The following is a 20,449-nucleotide window of genomic DNA, read 5'->3' on the forward strand; positions in this document are numbered from 1 at the left end:
GTTTCCTCGTCCGACTCTCAGCCGAACAGGACGACGAAGACGGCCGCCGCCAGCCCACCGCACAGCAGGAACGAGCCGGCGAAGACCGGTTTCGACCACGTCAGCACCTTCCGACCGTCGAGGGGGCCGAACGGGATCATGTTGAACCCCGCGAGCAGCGCGTTGATGCCGACACCGAGGACGCCGACGGTCCCGAGCAAGCCGTCGAACAGGAACACGAACGGGAGGAACACCGCGACGAGCGCGACGTTCGTCAGCGGCCCCGCGAGCGCGATGAGACCGTTCTGACGCTTCGTGATGGGCCGACCGCCGTGGTACACCGCACCCGGCGCGGCGAACAGGAACCCCGCGAGACCCGCGGCGATGGCGAGCGCGAGCATGCTGTAGTCAGCCCGGAACTCCGCGAGTTGGCCGAAGCGGATGGCGACGACCTTGTGGGCGAGTTCGTGGAGCAGGAAGCCGACGCCGACCGTCGCCAGCGACAGTCCGAACGAACGGGCCGCCTCCGCGACCGGGAAGTCCCCGGCGAGCAACCCGGTCGCGAGGTCGCCGTTCAGGAAGAACATGAACGCGACGCCGAGCGCGAGCCACGCGACGGCGAGGTCCTGGAGCTCCTTGGCGCTGAATCGAATCCCACGGTTCGCGGTGTGCGTTCGGCCGCTCATAGGCCCACCAGCCCCCGCAGGAGGTCGACGCTGTTCTCGGCTCCCTGTATCATCAGCCGGACGACGCCGTCGATGCCCGCCACGTCCTGCGAGAGATACGGCAGGACGACGAACGGGAACAGCAGGCTCGCAATCATCGACCCGATGTTCGTCAGGGCGACGACGAGGATGAGTCGGAACAGCGGCACCTGACGCATCTGGGTGAATATCTCGCCGACGGACTGGTCCTCGTCGCCCAACAGTTCGTTCATCCGGCCGATGTCGCCGACGTTGACGTCCGCGTAGCGCAACTCGACGTAGCCCGCGAACCACCCCGGCGCGAGCAACGGGTTGACGCTCGTCAGCCACGCGATGCCGCCGCCGACGGCCGCGCTCGGCCAGTGTGCGCCCGCGGCCCGCGCCAGCGAGAACGCGAAAATACCGTTGAACAGGAACCACGCCGCGAACAGTTCAAGCAGGAATCGGTCCTGCGCCCCCGCCATCGCCAGCAACCCGAACGCGACGGCGAAGCCGACGGTGAACAGGTAGCCCACCAGCTTGTACAGCGAGAACCGACTGCCGGACTCACGGCCCGACAGCGACTCCATCGACGGTAGCTCCTCGGGGTGGTCGAGGTAGCGCTCGATGCCGCTCTGGTGGCCCGCACCGACGACGGCGACGACGTGTTTCCCCGACTCGCGCAGCGCGACGAGGTTGTGCGCGATGTAGGCGTCGCGCTCGTCGATGAGCGCCGAGGCCCCCGCCGGGGAGAACTCGCGGAACTCCTCCATCATCACGCTCACGACGTCGGTGTCGGTCAGCGTCTCCATGTCGAGTTCCTCGTACTCGTCGCCCTCCATCCCCGCGCCGAGGATGGAACCGAGGAGGAAACCGGCGAGACCGAAGACGGTGACTCCGGCGGCGACGCCGAGCAGGAAGACGAGCGCACCGCGGCCGAACCCTTCGAGCGTGGCCGCAGAGAGGTCGAGCGGGCCGACGACGACCCCGCCGCTCGCCCAGATACCGACGCCGATGGCGAGACCGGCGACGAGCGACGCGACCGCACGGGTCGTCACGCTGAACCGCTCCTGGACGAGGTCCGCGACGAACACGAACAGGACGACGGCGGCGACGAGGCCGACGACCAGTCCGCCGACGACCCCGGCGACGGGACCGAGCGACGCGGCGAGCGCGTCCAGTCCGACGAGGCCGCTGCCGAACGTCCCCAGCAGCATCCCGACGAACAGGCCGACGGCGGCCCCCGCCATCGCACCGACCTCTCTCGGCGGGGCGATGCTCAGCGACAGGCCGCCGACGAGTTTCAGCTTCTCGAAGCCCGACAGCCGCGTCCAGAACCGCTGGATGGTGACCTGGATGTCGCGGTCGACGAGCGCGATTTCCGTGCCGTGCTCCTCGGCCGCGTCGATGGCCGCCAGCATGTCCGCACCCGGCTGGATGTCGAACTGCTCGCCCATCTTCGTCTGGACGTACGACAGCATCCAGTACGCGAGGAACTGGAAGACGGTGTTCCCCCGCAGCAGGTCGCTCGCGTCGAGGTCGTCGGGACTGTCGCCCTGCAACTGGCGATAGCGCCCCTCGTCGAGTTCGACGGCGACGACGTCGGGTCGTTCCTCGGCGACGACGCGTTCGACCTCGTCGACGCTGTCCGCGGAGACGTGGGCCGTTCCGACCACCCGGACGCTCCCACGCTCCGTGGCCTGCTCGCTCATTACACCCGGCTATCCGTCCCGGCTTCTTACCTGTGTCGCACCGCAGAAGCGAAGAATTCGCGAGCGCGACCCCCCGAGACTCCGTGGCCCGGGTCAGAACTCTTCGACGCGGACCTCGCCGTCGGAGTCGATCGCGAACTCGTGGTCGCGATAGGAGAAGGTGACCGCGCCGTCGACGCGGGGCGTGCCGTCCGCTCGCGGTTCGAACAGCGTGTTCAGTGCGTCGGGGTCGACGACGTTGTACACCGGCGGGGTGTCTGCGAAGAGGTCGTCGAGCGCGCGTCCCAGCAGTTCGACCGGCGACGCGTCCTCGGCCCGATACACCTCCTCGGAGTGTTGTAGCGTACTCATTGTGGGGGTCTCCACTGGCGTTCCACCCGTTCGTTCGACCGTACAATGATAAGTTTTTGTGTGATTCTCTCACCGTTGATAGTCAGCCAGGGTGTCGGTTGACGAGGTGCGTCGCGACCGCCGGTCGTCGACACCCGAAGTCGGCTCTCCCGTCGCACCGAGTTCCCCTCTCGTCGGCCCAGTGAGATGGGAAGCGCTCAAGCGCGTCGGCGGTGAGGCGACGGTATGGCCGTCGCACTCCTCGATTCGTACACGGAGATGACCGAGATACTGCTCCCCAACGACACCAACAACCTGGGCCGGGCGCTGGGCGGTGCGGTGTTGAACTGGATGGACATCTGTGGCGCGGTTGCGGCGATGCGCTTCGCGGGCGACCAGGTCGTCACCGCCTCGATGGACCACGTCGACTTCATCGCCCCCATCGAGCAAGGCGAGGTGGTCGTCGTCGAGGCGTACGTGTTCGACACCGGGCGAACGAGCGTCGACGTGAAGGTCGACGTCCGTGCCGAAGACCCCCGCAGCGACCGCCCGGACCGCGACACGACTACCTCGTTCTTCACGTTCGTCGCACTCGACGACGAGGGACGACCGACGCCCGTCCCGGACCTCACCTGCGACAGCGACACCGAGCGGGAGATGCGCGAACGCGCCGTCGCCGACCGGCGCGAACAGTTGCGGACGGTCGCCGACAGACTCGACGAGTGAGTCGACACGCGACGACGCGAGACCGGCGAGCGCTCCCCGTCAGTCGTCGAACAGGCCCGTCGAGAGGTAGCGCTCGCCGCTGTCCCAGAAGACGGTGAGGACGAGCGGTCGGTCGTCGTCCTCCTGTGTGGACCCGTCGCCGTCGCCGCCGTCGGTCGTCGCGTCCGGTCGCTCGACGCCGACGGGCAACTGGTCGGACGGTCGGTCGACGAACGCGGTCCGCTCCTCGCGGTCGGTGCTCGTCTCGTCCGTCCCCCGCGCCGCCGCGAGACGAGCGGCGACGCGCCGTGCGGCGACGGACGAGGCCCCCGACGACTGGCCGACGAGGATGCCCTCCTCGCGGGCGAGGCGGCGACACTCCCGTTCCGCCACGTCGAGCGAGACCGTCTCCACGGAGTCGAGGAGGTCGACGTCGAGGTTCGGCGAGACGAACCCCGGACCCATCCCCTGGAACGTGTCCTCGCGACGGTCGCCCCCGGAGAGGACGTCGCTGTCCTCCGGTTCGACGGCGACGATATCCAGGCCGGGGAACCGCTCTCGGAGTCGTCTGCCGACCCCCGAGAGCGTCCCACCGGTGCCGACGCCGGCGACCAGGGCGTCGGGCGTCCGGCCGTCGAGTTGGTCGAGAATCTCGGGGCCGGTCGTCTCGTAGTGTGCGTGCGGGTTCGCGACGTTCTCGAACTGGTCGAGTTGGACCGCGCCCTCGGCGTCGAGTTCGTCGGCGCGCTCGTTAGCGGCGGAGATGTCGCCCTCGACGAGCTCGATGTCCGCACCGTAGGCGTCGATGACCGCCCGGCGTTCGGGCGACTTCGAGGCAGGCATCACGATGGTGCAGTCGTAGCCGCGTGCGGCGGCGACCATCGCGATGCCGATGCCGGTGTTGCCCGACGTCGCCTCGACGATGCGGTCGCCGGGCGACAGCGTGCCGTCGGCCTCGGCGGCCTCGACCATCGCGCGAGCGGGGCGGTCCTTCGCGCTCCCGCCGGGGTTTCGCGACTCGAGTTTGGCGGCGACCGTCCCACCGGGGACGCCGGCGACCCGAACCAGCGGCGACCCGAGCGTGTCGAGAACGCTCTCGTCCATGTCACGGGACTACCCGACCGACGAGTAAAGACGTGACGAAGGCGACAGCGTCGCTCGTCGGTGGTGAAAGACGTCGGTGAACGAACACCGAAGGGTAGTTTTGCCGTTCGCGTCGTGCGAGGAGTCAGTCGTCGTCCGCTGCCCGAAGCGTGTCGTCGGACGCGTGAATGGACTCCTCGTCGGCCTCCAGACGGTCGAACTCCTCGCCCCCACACGGACACTGCCGTCCGCCAACCGGGAGGATGAGGTTCCCGTCGTTGCCGAGACGCGCGACGTACGGCTTCTCACAACTCCGACAGACCACGATAATGCGGTCGCGCATCGACATACCCTACCCACAACCGTAGCCTTTATAAAACGACAGTACTACGCCCAAAGTTCTCTCCTGGTACTCCGAACCGAGTACTGTCGTCTCGTGAACGTTCGAATTAAGCTACCGGGCCAGCTAGCACCGCTATGCAACTGGAGACGATGTCGCCGAACCCCGTCTGGACGGCCGACGCCTACGAGGAGACCATCGCGACGCTCCGCGACCACGACGACGTCGTCTACAAGGTCTGGGCCGGCGACTGGTGTAAGGACTGCCGCAAACAGCTCCCGGACTTCGCCGCCGCGCTCGACGCCGCGGACGTCCCCGTCGACCGTATCGAGCAGTTTCCCGTCGAACGTGGCGAGGACGGGAAGGTCGGCCCTGGCGTCGAGGAGTACGGTATCGAACTCATCCCGACGGTCGTGGTCGAACGCGACGGCGAAGAGCTGTTCCGCTACGTCGAAGACGCCACGGTCCCGCCAGCGGTCTTCGTCGCCCAGCACCTCGACGAGCACTGAGCGGGTCGTCTTCTCGCCGCTCTCGCCGCTACTGTTCTCGCCACGCGAGCGCGTCGCCCAGGTCCGTCTGTGGCGGCGAACACGCGAACGACTCACAGAGGTACGCCGTCGGGCCGTCGCTCGCCTCGCGTCCGGCCCAGATGGGCGGCGTCTCCGCGACGCCCAACTGCGTCAGCCAGTCGTCGAGCGCCGCGTCCGTCGCGGGCCGGAGCGCCAGTAGTCGTCGCGGCAGGTACGTCCTGCCGATTCGCTCGCGCCAGCCCTCGGGCCAGCCGTCGGCGGCGACGGTGAGTTCGACGTGCCCCGAGGTGTAGTCGTCGGCCGCCAGCGCCAGCGCCGAGTGCTGGAGCGGGTTCGAACGGACCCGCCGTGCGTTCGCTTCGAGCGTCGCTTCGGCGACGTCCGCGAACCCCTCCCCGGGGGCGAACGAGTCCAGTGCGAGCAGCAAGGACACCGCGACGCCGGAACTCGACGGCGTCGCGTGGTCCGACACCTCCTGCGGGCGAGCGACCAGCGACTCGCCACCGCTCGGCGTGAAGTACAGCGTTCCCCTCTCCGCGTCGTAGAATCGCTCGACGAGCGCCCGTGCGAGGTCGAGCGCGAATCCGAGGTGGTCGGGGTCGCCCGTCGCCTCGTACGTCGCCAGCGCGCCACGTCCGAGGAAGGCGTAGTCCTCCAGATACCCCGGCACGGCGGTTCCGTCGTGGCCCGCGGCGTAGCGCCGCGAGAGCGTTCCGGATTCCGCGTCCCAGAGCTGCTCCCGGACGAACCCGAGCGCGTCGGCCGCGGTGTCGGCGAACCGTTCGCCGAACGTGAGTGCACCGTCGGCGAACGCCCAGGCCATCAGCCCGTTCCACCCGGCGAGCACCTTATCGTCGCGGGGCGGTCGGGGACGCTCCTCGCGGGCGTCGAACAGTCGTTCGCGGGCGGTCGCGAGACCCTCGCCCACCTCCTCGGGAGAGCGGTCGAACTCCTCGGCGAGCGTCTCGACGGACTGCGATAGGCCGAGGACGGTCGTCCCGCGCTCGAAGTTTCCGGAGTCGGTGACGCCGTAGCGGGTACAGAACAGGTCGGCCAGTTCCTCGTCGTCGAGCACCGCGTGGACCTGCTCGGGCGTCCAGACGTAGAACGCGCCCTCCTCGCGGTTCCCGTGGTCGGCGGTATCGTCTGAGGCTCCTGCCGGAACCTCGCTCTCCGCGTCCAGCGTCGAGTAGAACCCACCGTCGGGGTGGGTCAACTCACGTCCGACGAAGTCGAGCGTCTCGCGGGCGGCGGTCGCGTACCGCTCCGTGCCGGTGAGCCGGTAGCCGGCGAGCATCGTGCGGGTGAGTTCGGCCTGGTCGTACAGCATTTTCTCGAAGTGCGGGACGGTCCACTCGCGGTCGACGCAGTAGCGGTGGAAGCCACCGCCGAGGTGGTCGTAGAGGCCCCGCGAGGCCATCGCGGCGAGCGTCTCGTCGAGCACCTCGCGGTAGACTTCGCGGTCGGTCGCGTCGGAGGCACGCGCGAGGAGGTGGAGGCGACCGGGCTGGGGGAACTTCTGTCCGGTGCCGAACCCGCCGTGCTCGCGGTCGGCGGCGCGGACGGCGGCCGCACCGGCGTCCGACAGGAGGTCCGACCCCGGAACGTCGTCGGGCGTCGGCACGTCCTCCAACTCGTCCTCGATGGCGCGAGTCCACTGCTCGGCGCGCTGTTCCATCCCCTCGCGGTCGTCGGGGTCGTCCCACGAGTCGGCGATGTCGGTCAGCAGGTCTCGGAAGGCCGGCATCCCGCGACGCGGTTCGGGCGGGAAGTACGTCCCGACGAAGAACGGCTTCAGGTCGGGGGTGAGCCACACCGACAGCGGCCAGCCGGCGTTGCCTCTGACGAGCTGACAGATGGTGAGGTACAACTGGTCGAGGTCCGGGCGTTCCTCACGGTCGACCTTGATGGGGACGAACCGCTCGTTGAGCACGTCGGCCGTCGCTTCGTCGGCGAACGACTCCTCGGCCATGACGTGACACCAGTGACACGCCGAGTAGCCGACGGAGAGGAAAATGGGGACGTCGCGTTCGCGGGCCGCTTCGAGCGCCGCGTCGTCCCACGGCTGCCAGTGGACCGGGTTGTCCGCGTGTTGCCGGAGGTACGGACTGGCGGCGTCGGCGAGCCGATTGGTCTCGGTGTCGGGCATACCCGAGATGCGCCCGCGGGCCGTAAATCGGTGTCCGTCGGACGCGCCGGTTCACGGGACAGTCAGTTCGAACATGGCGAACGTACTTCCGGCTGTCCGGTGTCCGTGTAGTATGGGAACGGGTACGGGCGTCGAGGGCGCGTCGCTCGGTGGTCTGACGCTCCACGTCGCCGACGTCGAGCGGTCGCTGCAGTTCTACGAACGACTCCCGGGTGTCGAGACGATCCAGTACGAACCGGGCACCGTCGCCCGCCTCCGCATCGGGGACGGTCACCTCACGCTGTTGAGCCTAGAGGAGGGGCAGTTCCACGTCCGACTCGACTGCACGGACCTCGACGGGTTCTACGAGACCTGTCGCACGAGCGGCCTCGACGTACCCCCGCCACGGGACATGCCGTGGGGCGAGCGTGCGAGCCTCGCGTTCGACCCGGACGGGAACGTCGTCGAGTTCGGCCAGGTCATCGACTGAGCCGACCGTCGTCGGCCGGTCGAACCCCGCCCGAAGTCGATGCGTGAGGCGTGCACAGCCGAGAGACCGTTCATGTTCGTCCGGCGCACAGCTATCGTATGAGTGAGACGTTCGTGGTGGTGGGCGGGGACGCGGCGGGGATGAGTGCGGCGAGCAAGGCGAAACGCGACGCACCGGCCCTCGACGTCGTCGTCTTCGAGAAGGGTGGCTACGTCTCGTACTCTGCGTGTGGGATGCCGTACTACATCGAGGGCACCGTCGAGGACCTGGACGAACTCGTGGCCGTCACGCCCGAGGAGTTCGTCGATGAGCGCGGCATCGACCTCCGACTGTACCACGAGGTGCTCGCCGTCGACCCCGAGACGCGGACGGTGACGGTCCGCGGCGAGGACGACACGTTCGAGCAGTCCTACGACCACCTCCTGCTCGCGACGGGCGCGGCGGCGACCACGCCGCCCGTCGACGGCACCGACCTCTCGTGTGTGTTCACGCTCCGGTCGCTCGACGAGGCCCACGCCATCCGCGAGCGACTGGACGGCGGCCCCGACGAGACCCTCGACCTCGACAGAGACGGCCAGGCCGTCGCGAGTTTCCTCACCGACCGTGACCCTCGGCGAATCGGCGTCGTCGGCGCGGGCTACGTCGGTCTGGAGATGGCGGACGTCCTCCGGGCGCGCGGCTGTGACGTCCACCTGTTCCAGCGGTCTGCCCACGTCCTCTCGGGGTACGACGCCGACGTCGCCACCGTCGTCGAGGACCACCTGCGCGAACTGGGCGTGACCCTCCACCTCGGCGTGTCGGTGACCGGCCTCGCCGCCGACGCTGGCGAAGTGAGCGCGGTCGAGACCGAAGAGGGGAGCGTCCCGGTCGACATGGTCGTCGTCGGGACTGGCGTCCGACCCCGGACGGACCTCGCCGTCGACGCGGGCGTCGAACTGGGCGAGACGGGGGCCATCGCGACCGACGCCTACCGTCGGACGAACCGCCCGGACGTCTACGCCGCGGGCGACTGTGCGGAGGTGCATCACGTCGTCGCCGACGAACCGCGGTACGTTCCGCTAGCGCTCGCGGCGAACCGTCACGGGCGAGCGGTGGGCCGGACCGTCGCCGGTGACCCGACCGTCGGTGGCGGCGTCGTCGGCACCGCGGTCACCAAGGTCGGCGACCTCGAAGTCGCCCGGACCGGGCTGACCGACGCCGAGGACGCGCGTTCGCTGGGTTTCGACCCCGTCGCTCGGACCATCACCGCCGGGTCGCGCGCCTCGTACTACCCCGGTCGCGCCCCCATCACGGTCCGGATGGTCGCCGACCGTGACTCCGGGAAACTGCTCGGCGCGGGCATGGTCGGTGCGGACGTGGTCGCCAAACGCATCGACACGGTGGCGACGGCGCTGCACGCGGGGATGACCGTCGCCGAGGTCGAACGCCTCGACCTGGCGTACGCGCCGCCGTTCTCCACGGTGTGGGACCCGGTCTTGACGGCGGCGAAGGTGCTCGCCGGCGCGCTCGACGAGTGAGTCGGTCTCGTGACGAGTGTCCCACGGAGCGCATCCGGCGACCGTCTCACCGGCGGAGACCAACACGGATATGTATAGAACGGCTGACCGGAAGAACAACTCTTACGTCCTCATGCGCATCGTTGTCGCGTATGGCCCCAGACGAGACGGTGGTGCTGGTCGGCGGCGGCGGTCGGGAACACGCCATCGCCCGCGCGCTAGCCGACGACTGCACGCTCTACGCCTGCGCGTCGAACCGGAACCCCGGCGTCGCGCGCCTCGCCGACCGGGTCGAACTGCTCGACGAGACCGACCCCGAGGCCGTCGTCGCCTTCGCCGAAGAGGTGGGGGCGACCCTCGCCGTCGTCGGTCCCGAAGCACCCCTCGCCGCGGGCGTCGTCGACGCGCTGGAAGACGCGGGCGTCTACGCGTTCGGCCCTCGCGCCGAACAGGCCCGCATCGAGACGGACAAGGCCTACCAGCGGCGGTTCATGCGCGACCACGACATCCCCGGCTGTCCCGACTTCGAGACGTTCGACGACACCGAGGCCGCGTGTGAGTACATCGACGCCTACGACGGCGACCTCGCGGTGAAACCCGCCGGCCTGACGGGCGGGAAGGGCGTCCGCGTCACCGGCGACCAGGTGACGAAAGCGGAGGCGAAAGAGTACCTCCGCGAGGCCGACCACGACCGGGTCGTCCTCGAAGAGCGTCTCGTCGGCGAGGAGTTCACCGTCCAGGCGTTCGTCGCCGACGGCGAGTTCCGCGTCTCGCCCGCCGTCCAGGACCACAAGCGCGCCTACGAGGGCGACGAGGGTCCCAACACCGGTGGGATGGGCAGCTACACCGACGCCGGCTTCCTCCTCCCGTTCCTCACGGACGAGGACTTCGACGAGGCCACGCGGGTCGTAGAGGCGACCGTCGACGCGCTCGACGACTACCGCGGCGTCCTCTACGGTCAGTTCATGCTCACCGCCGACGGCGTGAAGGTGATCGAGTTCAACGCTCGCTTCGGCGACCCCGAAGCGATGAACACCCTGCCCGTGCTGGACACGCCGTTCCTCGACGTGCTGACCGCCGCACGCGACGGCGAGTCGCTCCCGGACCTCACGTTCGCCGCCCGCGCGACCGTCTGTAAGTACGCCGTCCCCGAAGGCTACCCCGAAGACCCCGCCGGCGGGGAGCGGGTGAGCGTCGACGAGGCGAGCGTCCACCCCGCACAGTTGTTCTACGCGAGCGTCGACGACCGCGACGACGGCATCTACACCACCACTTCCCGGTCGTTCGCCGTCGTCGGCGTCGCCGAGTCGATTGCGGCCGCAGAACAACAAGCCGAGAGCGCGCTCGCCGCACTCGGCGACGGACTCAGGGTCCGCCACGACGTCGGCACCGAGGCCCTCGTCCAGCGCCGCATCGACCACGTCGCCGAGTTGCGCTCGCGAGACTGACCACCGGAACCCTCCGCACCGCCGGGGCGACCGGACCCGCCGGACGACCCTGCTTTTTACCCACGCCCGCCGAACGGGCGGTGTGTCCGCCCCAGACGACGCCGACCACCGCCACGACCGGACGACGCGCCACCCGACGCCGGGGCCGCTGAACAGCCTCCAGCACTGGCGCGAGGCGAAGTCCATCCCGCGCGTCGTCTACAACTTCCTGTTCGTCCTCGTCGCACGACTCGCACCGTTCCTCTCGGTGAAGGCGTGGGCGCTCCGACGCATCGGCGTCACCGTCGGTGAGGGGGTCTCCTGGGGCCTCGAAGCCACCCCGGACGTGTTCTGGCCCGAACTCGTCACGCTGGAAGACCACTGCATCGTCGGCTACGACGCGGTTCTCCTCTGTCACGAGTTCCTCCAGGACGAGTACCGCACCGGCGAGGTGGTCGTCGGCGAACGCGCCATGATCGGCGCGAAGGCGGTCGTCCTCCCCGGCGTCCACGTCGGCACGGGCGCACAGGTCGCCGCCAACTCGCTGGTCACCGAGGACGTCCCTCCCGGCGCGACGGTCGCCGGCGTCCCCGCAGAGGTGGTCAAGTCGGGTGACCCCGGACGGGACGACTGAACCGTCGCCGTCCCGCGCGGCCGGTCAGCGGACGCGGACGATGCCCGACCGGAAGACGAGGTGGTTCGGGACGATGAACTCCTCGCCGTCGTTCTCGACGGTCGTGACGAACACGTCGACCTCCGAGACGATGCCGCGGTGGCCCGCGACCTCGACCTCGTCGCCGATGCCGTACGGCTGGCTCAACAGGAGGTAGATGCCCGCCGTCGCGGCCGGGACGACGTCACGGAGCGCGAGCGCGCCAAAGACGATGACCGCGAGGAGGTAGCTCCCGAGCAGGACGTACAGCGCGCTGGCCGCGAGTCCGAGTTGGGCGAGCGCGATGACGCCAGCGACGTAGTAGACGCTGTACTTGACGACCTTCGGGACGACGTTGACCTCGGTGAACTTGACGTTCTCCAGACGCTCGCGGACCGCCACCTCGGCCTTGTCGCCGATGACGAGGCCGGCGATGACGATGAGGATGGCCGCGAACACGGACGGGAGGTAGCCCGCGAACCCGACCAGCGAGAGGTCGGTCTCGAGGATACCCGCGACCTCCAGCGCCCCCGCGACAGTCGCGATGTAGATGAACAGCGTGACCAGCGTCGCGACGAGACCGACCGTCGACGTACCGACCCGCTGGGCGGTCCGTTCGAAGCGCGTCCCCTCGACGGCACGCGGCAGGCCGATGGCGACCATGAACCGCCGGGCGTACCGACCGACGAGGAACCCCAGGATGAGCCCGACGACGAGGATGAAGATGGCCCCGACGGAGTTCGAGACGGCGCGTAACACCCGCTCGGCGACGCCTTCGACCTGCATCTCAGTAGTCCTCCGGGTCGAGTTCGAGGACGATCTCGCCGCCCGCGAACGCCCGGACGAGACCGTCGCTCTCGGAGAGGACGATGGAGATGGCGTTGGTGTCCCGCGAGATGGCGGCGGCCGCCATGTGCCGGGTACCCAGACCCTTGGGGATGTCGACGCCCTCGGCACCGGGTTCGAGGTAGCGGTACGCCGAGACGATCTTCCCCGAGTCGGAGATGACGAACGCGCCGTCGAGCCGCGAGAACTCCTTGAGCATCACGTTCACGATGGGGTCACCGACGTGGACGTGGGACTTCTCGAAGGGGTTGTACGACAGCGACCGGGACTTGTTCATCACCTTCCCCGCGTCGCCGACGACGAACAGCGCGCCGACTGGTTTCCCCTTCTGTCCCTTCTTCCCGAGTTCGATGACGACCTCCAGGACCGCGCGGATGACCGAGGGGTCGGCCCGTGAGTCGGTGAACAGACCGTAGACGCCCGACCGGACGAACTCGCTCGTGTTGACCCGGACCACCGTGTCGACGGTGTCGTCGAACAGTTTCGTCGCGCACGCGACGATGGCCCCCTCGTCGACGTACTCGCGTTCGATACCACCTTCGAGGCCGAACCGGATGCGGTCGCGGACGTCCTCGAACTCCAGCGGGAGTTCGACGTACCGGTCCGCGCCCACCGCGTTCTCCGGGGAGACGACCACGACCGGGGGCGCTTCCTCGTTCGTCGCGAACTCGTCGAAGAGGGAAGCGCTCGGCGAGAAGAGAAACACCGCATCGACGTCGCCGACGATGTCGTCGTACAGACCGCCCAGCGCTGACATGATTGCACTCACTTCCCATGACCGCAAAAGCCTTTTCGACCGTCCGACGGTGGTCGGACGCTCGCCGACACGGAGTCCCCGACACCCTCTGGTAGCCGTCCCCGCCGAGCGTGCAGTCGTCGAGCCTTCACGTGTGAAGAACCCGTTTTATCTCGATGCCATCCCGGTGTCCACACATGACTCGTGGTGACACCCTGCACGACGTTCGGCCGACCGACGTGGACGAACCGCTCGCCGTCGACGAAGTGCACCGCGTCTTGGCGGACCGGTGTCGTCGGGCCGTCCTCGCGGACCTCGCCGCCCGCTTCCACCCGGTTCCGCTGTACGATCTGACCCATCGGGTCGCCGCGACCGTCGCCGACGGCCCACCGACCGACGCGACGTACCGCGAAGTCCGAGCCGCGTTGGAACACGACCACCTCCCCACGCTGGAGGCGGCGGGACTCGTCCAGCGGACGCCCGTCCGCGTCGAACTCACGGCGACGGGACTCCACGTCGAACGACTGCAACGGGCGTTCACCGCGTCGCTCCGCGCCGCGTTGGACGACGCGTGAGGGCGTTCGGTACCGAGACGTACACTCGGTTGCAACGTCGTCGGCGACTCGCTACGCCGTGGGAGTCGCCGGGGCGCGGACAGAAGATGCACGGGACCCGATTCGAACGGGCGGACTCCTGAGAGACAGCGTCCTAAGCGCTGCGCCGTTGGCCTGGCTTGGCTACCCGTGCGCGTTCTCCTCTTTCACCAACGCCGAGACAAAGCTTTCGTTCCGTCACTGCCGTCGCTCGCGAATCGCCGCGGCCAACCCCTCGCCGTCGAACACCGGTCCGAGCAGCGTCACCTCGTCGCCGAGCGCGACGGTTCCACCCTCGACGACGTCCGCACAGATGCCTCCGCGCCCCTCCCGCAGTGCTCGGGCGACGCCCGCCTCCTCGGCGACCTGTTCGACGTGCGCGCAGGGTGGCCGCGGTCGCGTCCCCTCGAACGTCGCCTCGCCGATACGGAACCGCTGGTCGAGGAGGTCGTGGACCTCGACGCCGCGAACCTCGACGTTGCGGCGGTGCCGACCGTCGGCGAGGTCGATGCCGTACTCGGCGCGGACGTGGTCGAGCGCCTCGCTCGCGACGAACGTGACCTGGCAGACGTCGTACGGAACGTAGTACCCCGTCCCGAGGCAGTAGCGGTCGCCCTCGACACCACAGCCCTCGACACAGCGAACCGACTCGTGGGACACCATCGGTGCGGCGTCCTCCGGTGCGGTCCACAGTCGCTCGATTCGACCCATGGCCGTCGTACGCCGAGCACCGCCAAAACCGTTCGCGACGGTCCGAACGGTCGCCCGCAAGCGCTTTGCCGCCGGCCGACCGAGCGAGCGTATGTACAGTGCCCGCGACCACGTCGAGAACGAGCGGTGGCTGGCCGACCTCGACACCGCCGGCGACCGACTGGACCTGGAGAGCGCGGCGCGCACCCGGGCCGTCGACCTCTTCCTCTCGACGGTCCCAGAGGAGGACCGCTCGAAGAAGGCCTCCCTCGCCGCGGCGCTCTACGTGGGCGCGCTCATCGAGGGCGACCGACGCTCGCAGGGCGACGTCGCCGACGCCGTCGGCGTCTCGCGGCTCTCGGTCCAGCAGAACTGGAAGGACCTCATCGAGGAGGCCGGCCTCCGAAAACCCAGTTGGTGACCGACGGACCGACGGGCCGACCGCTACCGGACTGTCCCGTTCGAGCGACGTGAGAAGGGCCCGAGTGCGTCGCGTCCCGGGAGCGCGACCGTCCCGCGGTGTGGGGCCGTCTCGCTACGTTACTGTTCGCGGGTGGCGCGGCGGCCCTCGGCCTCGGGCGTGAGGTTGCCGTGCTCGTCGATCTCGCCGCGGACGATACGCGTCGAAGAGATGCGCTCGCCGTCCTCGGCGGAGACGTGGTCGACGACGACGATTTCGAGTGGGTCGATTCCGTCGTCGGCCCGGAGGTCGTTGACCCGCTCGCCGCCCTCGACGGTCTCGGGCGAGACGATGAGGTAGTCGAAGCGGGGTTCGGTCGCGATGCCCGTCGGTTCGACGAGTTCGTGAATCTCGAACTCGCGGTCGTGTTCCGCGGCGATAGGTTCGAGTTCCGCCCGGAGCGCTCTGCGGCGCTCGTCGAACGGTTTCACGTAGCGGTCCTCGTTGCGCGTCTTCGGGGCGAGCGCGTCGCTCGTGAGTCCGACCGTCACGTCACCCAACTCGAACGCGCGTTCGAACAGGGCACGGTGACCGTCGTGCACCGGGTCGAACGTTCCCCCAAGCGCGACCTGCATACACCGGTGGAAGGTGGCCCGTGGCTTATGCCTTCGGCTCTGGAGTCAGTCGTCCGACTCCGCGCCGGCGGACTCGCTGTCGGCCGACTGGTCGACGGTGATGGTGACCGGGCCGTCGCCGACCGAGCGGTCGGCGAGGCGGTCGTCGAGGTTGAACACGGTGTTCAACCCGTCCTGAACGTCCCCGACGACGTCGGCCACCAGGTCGCTCGGCGGGATGGCGACGTACTCGTAGGGGTTGTTCCCAGCACCCGCGGACTCGCGTTTACCCCGGGTGACCTTCTCTTCGGCGTTCAGTTCCGCGAGCGCCTCGCGAACGGTACTCGGGTAGAGGCCGGTCCCCTCGGCGATCTCGTCGCTCGTCGAGTTCGGCCGTTCGCGGAGGTGGATGTAGATGCGGGCCCGTGTCTCGGTGTCGAGAATCCACGTCAGGAGTTCTACGAGTCCTTCGTCGAGGGTCTCGACCGCGCGGTCCGCCTCCTCACCCAGACGTTCACGGACGGAGCCCTCGTCGGTCTCTGCGCCGGCGTCGTCGTGCGTGTCATCCAGAGACATTCGATGTGGTGGAAGCCAAGGATTTGTCAGATTTAAACCCTTGCTTCGCAGCATCTACCGCTGTGCGGCCATCGTCCGGCAGTTCGTCGCCAGTTCGGCTACTCGAACCGCTCCCGTCAGGACCGTCCTCCCGACCGTTTCGACCAGTGGTGAGAACCGCGCGGTCACTCGGGGGTCGACTCGCCGTCCGGCGACGACGCGGCGTCGGCCGAATCCGAGTCGGTCGACACCGCATCGCTCGACTCGTCGATGCGCACCGTCCCATCCCCCGAGACGGTGATGCAGTGGCCCCACGCCTCGAACGCCACCGTCCCGGCGGCGTGTTCGAACAGCGCGTCGAGCGCGTCGGGGTCCACGAACTCCGTGAGCGGCGGAGACAGCGAGAGCGGCGAGGTGTTCTCTCGCTCGGCGACCCGTTCGACGACGCGGGTACTGATTGGAATGAGAGCGGATGTCGAGTTCATGTTGTTCCGGCAGGGAGTGGAAGGAATAAACGTGTCGCCGCTGGTAGGTCAACTGCGATTCGATTGGAAACTGTTGGAAACGGTCGTCGCTACAGCGTGAGTGCGCCGCAGAGTGCGTCGAGACCCTCGTTCTCGCGAAGTCGCCGTTGCATAGTCGACCCGCCCTCCGCGTCGAGTACCTCGCGGATGCCCGTCACACCGAGACGGTCGCACTCCGCGTCGACGGCGGCGGCGAGCGAGACGGTCCCGGCGCACTCGCGGTCGATGAACGACGCCTCGCGACCCCAGCGCGCCGCCCGCCACTTGTTCTCGTCGAGCGTCTCCCGGCGGTGGTCGCTCAGGTGTCCCCACGGGTCGGGGTGGTCCTCGTAGCGCTCGGCGTAGTCGACGACCAGCGCGCGGACGTACTCGGCGAACGCCAGCACGCGCCACTCCTCGTGTTGGCCGTCGGGCGTTCGAACCTCGACGGTGCCGTGACCCGTGTGGGGACGCACGTCGTACCAGAGTTCGCCCCGGTCGCTGATGGAGTCGGTCTCGACCATCAGTCGTTCGAGCGCGAGATAGTCCTCGAAGGAGGTGAACGTCGTCGGCATCCCCGTGTTCGGCAGGTTCTCGAAGACGACCGACCGCGCCGAGGCGAGACCGGTGTCGAACCCGTTCCAGTACGGCGAGTTCGCCGACAGCGCGAGGATGAGCGGCAGGTGCCAGCGCAGGCGGTTGGACACCCACGTCGCCTTCTCGGCGTCGTCGACGCCCACGTGGACGTGCAGTCCGGCGGTCGTGTTGCGGTGCTGTGGGTACTGGATGCGGTCGAGCTGCGCGCGGTACCGCGACTTCTCGGCGTGGTCGAGTTCGCGCCAGCGAGCCGCCGGGTGCAGCCCCGCCGCGGCGATGCCGAACCCGTGTGCCTCGGCGTGGGCCACCAGCGCGTCGCGGACCTCGGCGAGTGCGTCCGTCGCGTCGGCGAGACCGTCGATGGTCGGCGTCTGCGTCTCGATGACGCACTTGAACAGTTCGTGGTCCAGTCTGTCCGTCAGAATCGCGGGTGGGTCCGACTCGTAGACGAGTTCGTCGGTGCCGGACGTGGGGCGACCCTCGGCGTCGACGACGAAGAACTCCTCCTCGATGCCGAGCGTCCCCATCCGGTCGAACGCGTCGGCGGACCCCAACTCCTCCATACGCTCTCTGCTCCCGGCCCAGAGTAAACCCTTCCCCTCTGCTGTCGCGAGCGTGCACAGACGCGAGCCGACCACCCTGCCCCCGTCTGGGCCACCGCGCGACCCTACCCGCCGAACTCGTCTTCGGTGACGCGGACGACGAGCGTCTCGTCGACGTCGCGCAGGTCGTACTCCGGCAGTTGGCGGCCCGTTCGCGCGACGAACATCGGTTCGACCAGCCGTGGCGGCCCAGCGGGGGAGTCGCCCGGTTCCTCGGTCGGCGACGTCGCAGCACCGTCCGCTCGCGCTTCGTCGGGTCGCTCGGTCGACTCGGGGTGCTCGACGCCGTATATCTTCAGGTAGCGGCCGGACTCCTCGGGCGTCACCGCGCCGTCGCGGATGGCCGCCGCGAGGTCACGCGAGAGCCACTCGCCGTCGCTGACCGACGGTTCGTGGACGAGCGTCGTGTCGACGAACCGGACGAGGTACCACGCGAGGTCGTTGACGAGCGCGACGGCCGCCCCGAGGCTGATGGTCTCGACGGCGACGCTGTTGTCGAACGGCCGGTCGAGCGCGTACGTCGCCAGTGCGTCCCGTGCGGTCTCCCGTGACAGCAGTTCGTACCGGAGGTCGTACTCCGGGGTCCCGACGAGACAGACCGTGGTCATGCGGGGACTGTCGTCACCGAACGCAAGTCGGTTTCGCTCTCCGTCGCCCCCGGCGGCGAAACACGCAAGTAGGAAGAACCCATGGGTTGTGATGACACCCCGCGAGTCCCCGTCGAACAACCCAGTCAGGTCGTTCCGATTATGTCTCACCAGGTGGAGTCGCGGTGGGTGTCGGTCTCATGTGCACGCGGCGGGCACCCCCGCCGTGTTGAGACTTCCGACGCCGACCGATGAGGGAGCGACCGCACTCGCCACCCGCTCTACACTCTCGCGGGCCGAACCCAACTCAGAACGTCGTCAGTTCGCCGTCGATGACGCGCTCGGTGATGCTCGTCACGTCCGCCAGTTCGCGGTCGACGATGGCGGTGACTTCCTGTTCGATGTCGGCGACGGAGACGCCGTCTTCGGTGACGATGGCCGCGTCCGCGACGTGCGGGTCGTCGATTGGCTGGCCGATCTGACTCAGCAGGCGGATGCGAATCTCGCGGATACCGTCGACCTCCTCGACGACGGCCTCGGCGATGGCCGTCGACAGCAGGTTGTATATCTTCCCGATGTGGTTGACGGGGTTCTTCCCGGAGGTCGCCTCCATGCTCATCGAACGGTTCGGCGTGATGAGGCCGTTGGCGCGGTTGCCTCGCCCGACGGAGCCGTCGTCGCCCATCTCCGCGGAGGTCCCCGTCGTCGTGAGGTAGATAGCTCCCTCGTCGTAGTCGTCGGCGGTGTTGACGTGGACCTCGACCTCGCGGTCGGTGTACTCCGTCGCGAGGTCGTGGACGTACTCCCGGACGTCTCGGACGGCCTCCTGGTAGGCATCGATGTCGTCGATGTAGCTGTCGACCATCGCGGCGGCGACGGTGACGTCGATGCGGTCGCCCTCGCGTTTGCCCATCAGTTTGATGTCCTCGCCGAGTTCGGGGTGGTCGGCGCTGTACTCGCCGTTGAGGTGGCGCTCGGCTTCGAGGACGATCTGTTCGGTCTCGGTCAGCGGCGCGTGACCGACGCCGAAGGAGGTGTCGTTGGCGCTCGGGACGGTGCGTTCCTCCTCGCCGAACACCTCCTGGAGGTCACCGGACCCCTCGCCGAGGCGGACGTCGACGATGACGTCGGTGCCGAACTCCAGTTCGGGGAAGTTCGTCTCGACGTACTCGCGGGCGGCGCGCAGCGCGATGGTCTCGGTGGGAATCTTCGCCCCCTGGTACGTCTGGGTCGCGCGCCCGACGATGAGAACGTACACCGGTTCGAGCACCTCGCCGCCGCCGAACGCGGGCGCGGCGCTGCCGGCGACCAGTTGCGTCTCGTCGGTGTTGTAGTGGAGCACCTTCCCGACGCGGTCGAGGTACTCGCGGGCGAGCGCCTGCGAGACGTGCTCCGCGATGCCGTCGCAGATGGAGTCCGGGTGACCCAGTCCCTTTCGCTCGACGATCTCTACTTCCTGGTCCTCGACTGCGAGACCCGCCATCGGCTCGACGCGGATGTTCCGGTTGCTCATTGACCCCGGTTCTCCGTCGGAGGTAGAATAACTTACGGAAACTCTTGCCACCCGAATGATTACCTTCGGTTATCGCTCTCCAGCAGGAGACCGAGGTACGAGGTCCGGATGCCGTCTCCGGGGTCGAGTCCGAGTTCTCGGACGACCTCGAAGCAGCGCTCGCGGGCCGCGTCGACGTCCTCGCTCTCCAACTCCACCTCGACGAACTGTCCGAGGCCGGTCACGTCGTCGAGGACCACGGTGACACCGTCGAACGCGTACTGCTCGCGACGTTTCTCGACGGTCACCGCGGGGTCGAACCCGAGTGCGTCGAGCACCTCCCCCATCGTCTCGCCGTCCTCGACGCCGGTCTCGTGTTCGACTCGGGTCTTCGTGGTGTCGTCGACGAGCGGCCCCTTGTAGGTCACGCGGCACTCCGGTGGTTCCTCGGGTCCGTCGAGCCGAGTCACCCGTCGGATGCGCAGCGCCTCGTCGGTCTCGGCGAACTCGCGGTGGGGGGCGTCGTAGTAGGTGTCGCGCTGTTCGACGGTCCGGTCGTGCGTCGCCCCGAGCGCCGCGAGTCGGTCGGCGAGCGCTGCGTGCTCCGCTCGAAGCTTCACCTCGACCTCGTACATACTCGCTCGGAACACCCCGAGTGCAAAAAAAATCGCCGCGTTCG

General features: G+C 68.6%; 24 protein-coding genes and 1 tRNA gene. 8 read left to right on the plus strand and 17 right to left on the minus strand.

Annotated features, from left to right (window positions below):
- Window positions 1-17: 17 nt before the first annotated feature.
- From M1L36_RS18785 to M1L36_RS18795, 3 genes are all read right to left on the minus strand, one after another.
- On the minus strand, window positions 18-665 hold the full coding sequence (locus M1L36_RS18785; protein WP_250875272.1) for a zinc metalloprotease: 648 nt from the start codon (window positions 663-665) through the stop codon (window positions 18-20).
- The gene (locus M1L36_RS18790; protein WP_250875273.1) at window positions 662-2,374 is read right to left on the minus strand and encodes a TraB/GumN family protein; all 1,713 of its coding nucleotides are present in this window, start codon (window positions 2,372-2,374) and stop codon (window positions 662-664) included. Before M1L36_RS18790 ends, M1L36_RS18785 begins: the two co-directional genes overlap by 4 nt.
- A 93-nt stretch (window positions 2,375-2,467) precedes the next feature.
- Window positions 2,468-2,725 carry a HalOD1 output domain-containing protein gene (locus tag M1L36_RS18795; RefSeq protein ID WP_250875274.1) on the minus strand — a complete coding sequence of 86 codons (258 nt, stop codon included), beginning with the start codon at window positions 2,723-2,725 and terminating at the stop codon, window positions 2,468-2,470.
- Between the two features lie 225 nt (window positions 2,726-2,950).
- On the opposite strand from M1L36_RS18795, the gene M1L36_RS18800 reads away from it, so the two are divergent.
- Entirely contained in the window at window positions 2,951-3,430 is a 480-nt protein-coding gene (locus tag M1L36_RS18800; protein ID WP_250875275.1) for an acyl-CoA thioesterase, read from the plus strand.
- Between the two features lie 39 nt (window positions 3,431-3,469).
- Here the strand turns inward: M1L36_RS18800 and M1L36_RS18805 are convergent, their stop codons facing one another.
- Together M1L36_RS18805 and M1L36_RS18810 are read right to left on the minus strand one after the other, a co-directional pair.
- Window positions 3,470-4,513 (minus strand): PLP-dependent cysteine synthase family protein, encoded by a 1,044-nt coding sequence (locus M1L36_RS18805; RefSeq protein WP_250875276.1) that lies wholly within the window; start codon window positions 4,511-4,513, stop codon window positions 3,470-3,472.
- A 124-nt stretch (window positions 4,514-4,637) separates the two neighbouring features.
- Window positions 4,638-4,841, minus strand: a complete 204-nt coding sequence (locus M1L36_RS18810) for a hypothetical protein (protein WP_250875277.1) — start codon at window positions 4,839-4,841, stop codon at window positions 4,638-4,640.
- Window positions 4,842-4,969: 128 nt separating this feature from the next.
- Here M1L36_RS18810 and M1L36_RS18815 point away from each other — a divergent pair, with 128 nt between their 5' ends.
- Entirely contained in the window at window positions 4,970-5,341 is a 372-nt protein-coding gene (locus tag M1L36_RS18815) for a thioredoxin domain-containing protein (protein ID WP_250875278.1), read from the plus strand.
- A gap of 28 nt (window positions 5,342-5,369) precedes the next feature.
- Here the strand turns inward: M1L36_RS18815 and M1L36_RS18820 are convergent, their stop codons facing one another.
- On the minus strand, window positions 5,370-7,511 hold the full coding sequence (locus M1L36_RS18820; protein WP_250875279.1) for a thioredoxin domain-containing protein: 2,142 nt from the start codon (window positions 7,509-7,511) through the stop codon (window positions 5,370-5,372).
- A 112-nt stretch (window positions 7,512-7,623) separates the two neighbouring features.
- Between M1L36_RS18820 and M1L36_RS18825 the strand changes: the two genes are divergently transcribed.
- From M1L36_RS18825 to M1L36_RS18840, 4 genes are all read left to right on the plus strand, one after another.
- Window positions 7,624-7,980: a VOC family protein gene (locus M1L36_RS18825; protein ID WP_250875280.1), complete on the plus strand. Its 357-nt coding sequence runs from the start codon at window positions 7,624-7,626 to the stop codon at window positions 7,978-7,980.
- Between the two features lie 98 nt (window positions 7,981-8,078).
- Entirely contained in the window at window positions 8,079-9,497 is a 1,419-nt protein-coding gene (locus tag M1L36_RS18830; RefSeq protein WP_250875281.1) for an FAD-dependent oxidoreductase, read from the plus strand.
- 131 nt (window positions 9,498-9,628) lie between these two features.
- On the plus strand, window positions 9,629-10,924 hold the full coding sequence (gene purD / locus M1L36_RS18835; RefSeq protein WP_250875282.1) for a phosphoribosylamine--glycine ligase: 1,296 nt from the start codon (window positions 9,629-9,631) through the stop codon (window positions 10,922-10,924).
- 82 nt (window positions 10,925-11,006) lie between these two features.
- Complete coding sequence (locus M1L36_RS18840; protein WP_250875283.1) at window positions 11,007-11,537, plus strand: acyltransferase; 531 nt, start codon at window positions 11,007-11,009, stop codon at window positions 11,535-11,537.
- Between the two features lie 24 nt (window positions 11,538-11,561).
- On the opposite strand, the gene M1L36_RS18845 is transcribed toward M1L36_RS18840, so the two are convergent.
- Complete coding sequence (locus M1L36_RS18845) at window positions 11,562-12,341, minus strand: mechanosensitive ion channel domain-containing protein (protein WP_250875284.1); 780 nt, start codon at window positions 12,339-12,341, stop codon at window positions 11,562-11,564.
- Between the two features lies 1 nt (window position 12,342).
- Window positions 12,343-13,158 (minus strand): diadenylate cyclase DacZ, encoded by an 816-nt coding sequence (gene dacZ / locus M1L36_RS18850; protein ID WP_250875285.1) that lies wholly within the window; start codon window positions 13,156-13,158, stop codon window positions 12,343-12,345.
- A 176-nt stretch (window positions 13,159-13,334) separates the two neighbouring features.
- Here dacZ and M1L36_RS18855 point away from each other — a divergent pair, with 176 nt between their 5' ends.
- Window positions 13,335-13,712, plus strand: a complete 378-nt coding sequence (locus M1L36_RS18855; RefSeq protein ID WP_250875286.1) for a DUF7344 domain-containing protein — start codon at window positions 13,335-13,337, stop codon at window positions 13,710-13,712.
- Between the two features lie 87 nt (window positions 13,713-13,799).
- On the opposite strand, the gene M1L36_RS18860 is transcribed toward M1L36_RS18855, so the two are convergent.
- Window positions 13,800-13,884 (minus strand) — tRNA-Leu (locus tag M1L36_RS18860).
- 44 nt (window positions 13,885-13,928) lie between these two features.
- Window positions 13,929-14,441 carry an MOSC domain-containing protein gene (locus M1L36_RS18865; protein WP_250875287.1) on the minus strand — a complete coding sequence of 171 codons (513 nt, stop codon included), beginning with the start codon at window positions 14,439-14,441 and terminating at the stop codon, window positions 13,929-13,931.
- Window positions 14,442-14,532: 91 nt separating this feature from the next.
- On the opposite strand from M1L36_RS18865, the gene M1L36_RS18870 reads away from it, so the two are divergent.
- Complete coding sequence (locus tag M1L36_RS18870) at window positions 14,533-14,841, plus strand: transcription initiation factor IIB family protein (RefSeq protein ID WP_250875288.1); 309 nt, start codon at window positions 14,533-14,535, stop codon at window positions 14,839-14,841.
- A gap of 119 nt (window positions 14,842-14,960) precedes the next feature.
- On the opposite strand, the gene M1L36_RS18875 is transcribed toward M1L36_RS18870, so the two are convergent.
- The 7 genes from M1L36_RS18875 to cyaB all read right to left on the minus strand — a co-directional run bounded on the left by M1L36_RS18875 (window position 14,961) and on the right by cyaB (window position 20,405).
- A complete protein-coding gene (locus tag M1L36_RS18875) occupies window positions 14,961-15,455 on the minus strand; it encodes a phosphopantetheine adenylyltransferase (RefSeq protein WP_250875289.1) in 495 nt (164 codons plus the stop codon).
- Between the two features lie 45 nt (window positions 15,456-15,500).
- Window positions 15,501-16,010, minus strand: coding sequence for a winged helix-turn-helix domain-containing protein (locus tag M1L36_RS18880; protein WP_250875290.1), 510 nt, complete (start codon window positions 16,008-16,010; stop codon window positions 15,501-15,503).
- A gap of 164 nt (window positions 16,011-16,174) precedes the next feature.
- A complete protein-coding gene (locus M1L36_RS18885) occupies window positions 16,175-16,474 on the minus strand; it encodes a HalOD1 output domain-containing protein (RefSeq protein WP_250875291.1) in 300 nt (99 codons plus the stop codon).
- 89 nt (window positions 16,475-16,563) lie between these two features.
- A complete protein-coding gene (locus M1L36_RS18890; protein ID WP_250875292.1) occupies window positions 16,564-17,652 on the minus strand; it encodes a glutamate--cysteine ligase in 1,089 nt (362 codons plus the stop codon).
- A gap of 104 nt (window positions 17,653-17,756) precedes the next feature.
- Window positions 17,757-18,299, minus strand: a complete 543-nt coding sequence (locus M1L36_RS18895; RefSeq protein WP_250875293.1) for a DUF5804 family protein — start codon at window positions 18,297-18,299, stop codon at window positions 17,757-17,759.
- A gap of 286 nt (window positions 18,300-18,585) precedes the next feature.
- Window positions 18,586-19,791: a methionine adenosyltransferase gene (locus M1L36_RS18900; protein ID WP_250875294.1), complete on the minus strand. Its 1,206-nt coding sequence runs from the start codon at window positions 19,789-19,791 to the stop codon at window positions 18,586-18,588.
- A 59-nt stretch (window positions 19,792-19,850) separates the two neighbouring features.
- Complete coding sequence (gene cyaB, locus M1L36_RS18905) at window positions 19,851-20,405, minus strand: class IV adenylate cyclase (protein WP_250875295.1); 555 nt, start codon at window positions 20,403-20,405, stop codon at window positions 19,851-19,853.
- Between the last annotated feature and the right edge of the window lie 44 nt (window positions 20,406-20,449).

This window comes from Halomarina rubra (assembly GCF_023699475.1).
Taxonomy (GTDB): Archaea; Halobacteriota; Halobacteria; order Halobacteriales; family Haloarculaceae; genus Halomarina; species Halomarina rubra.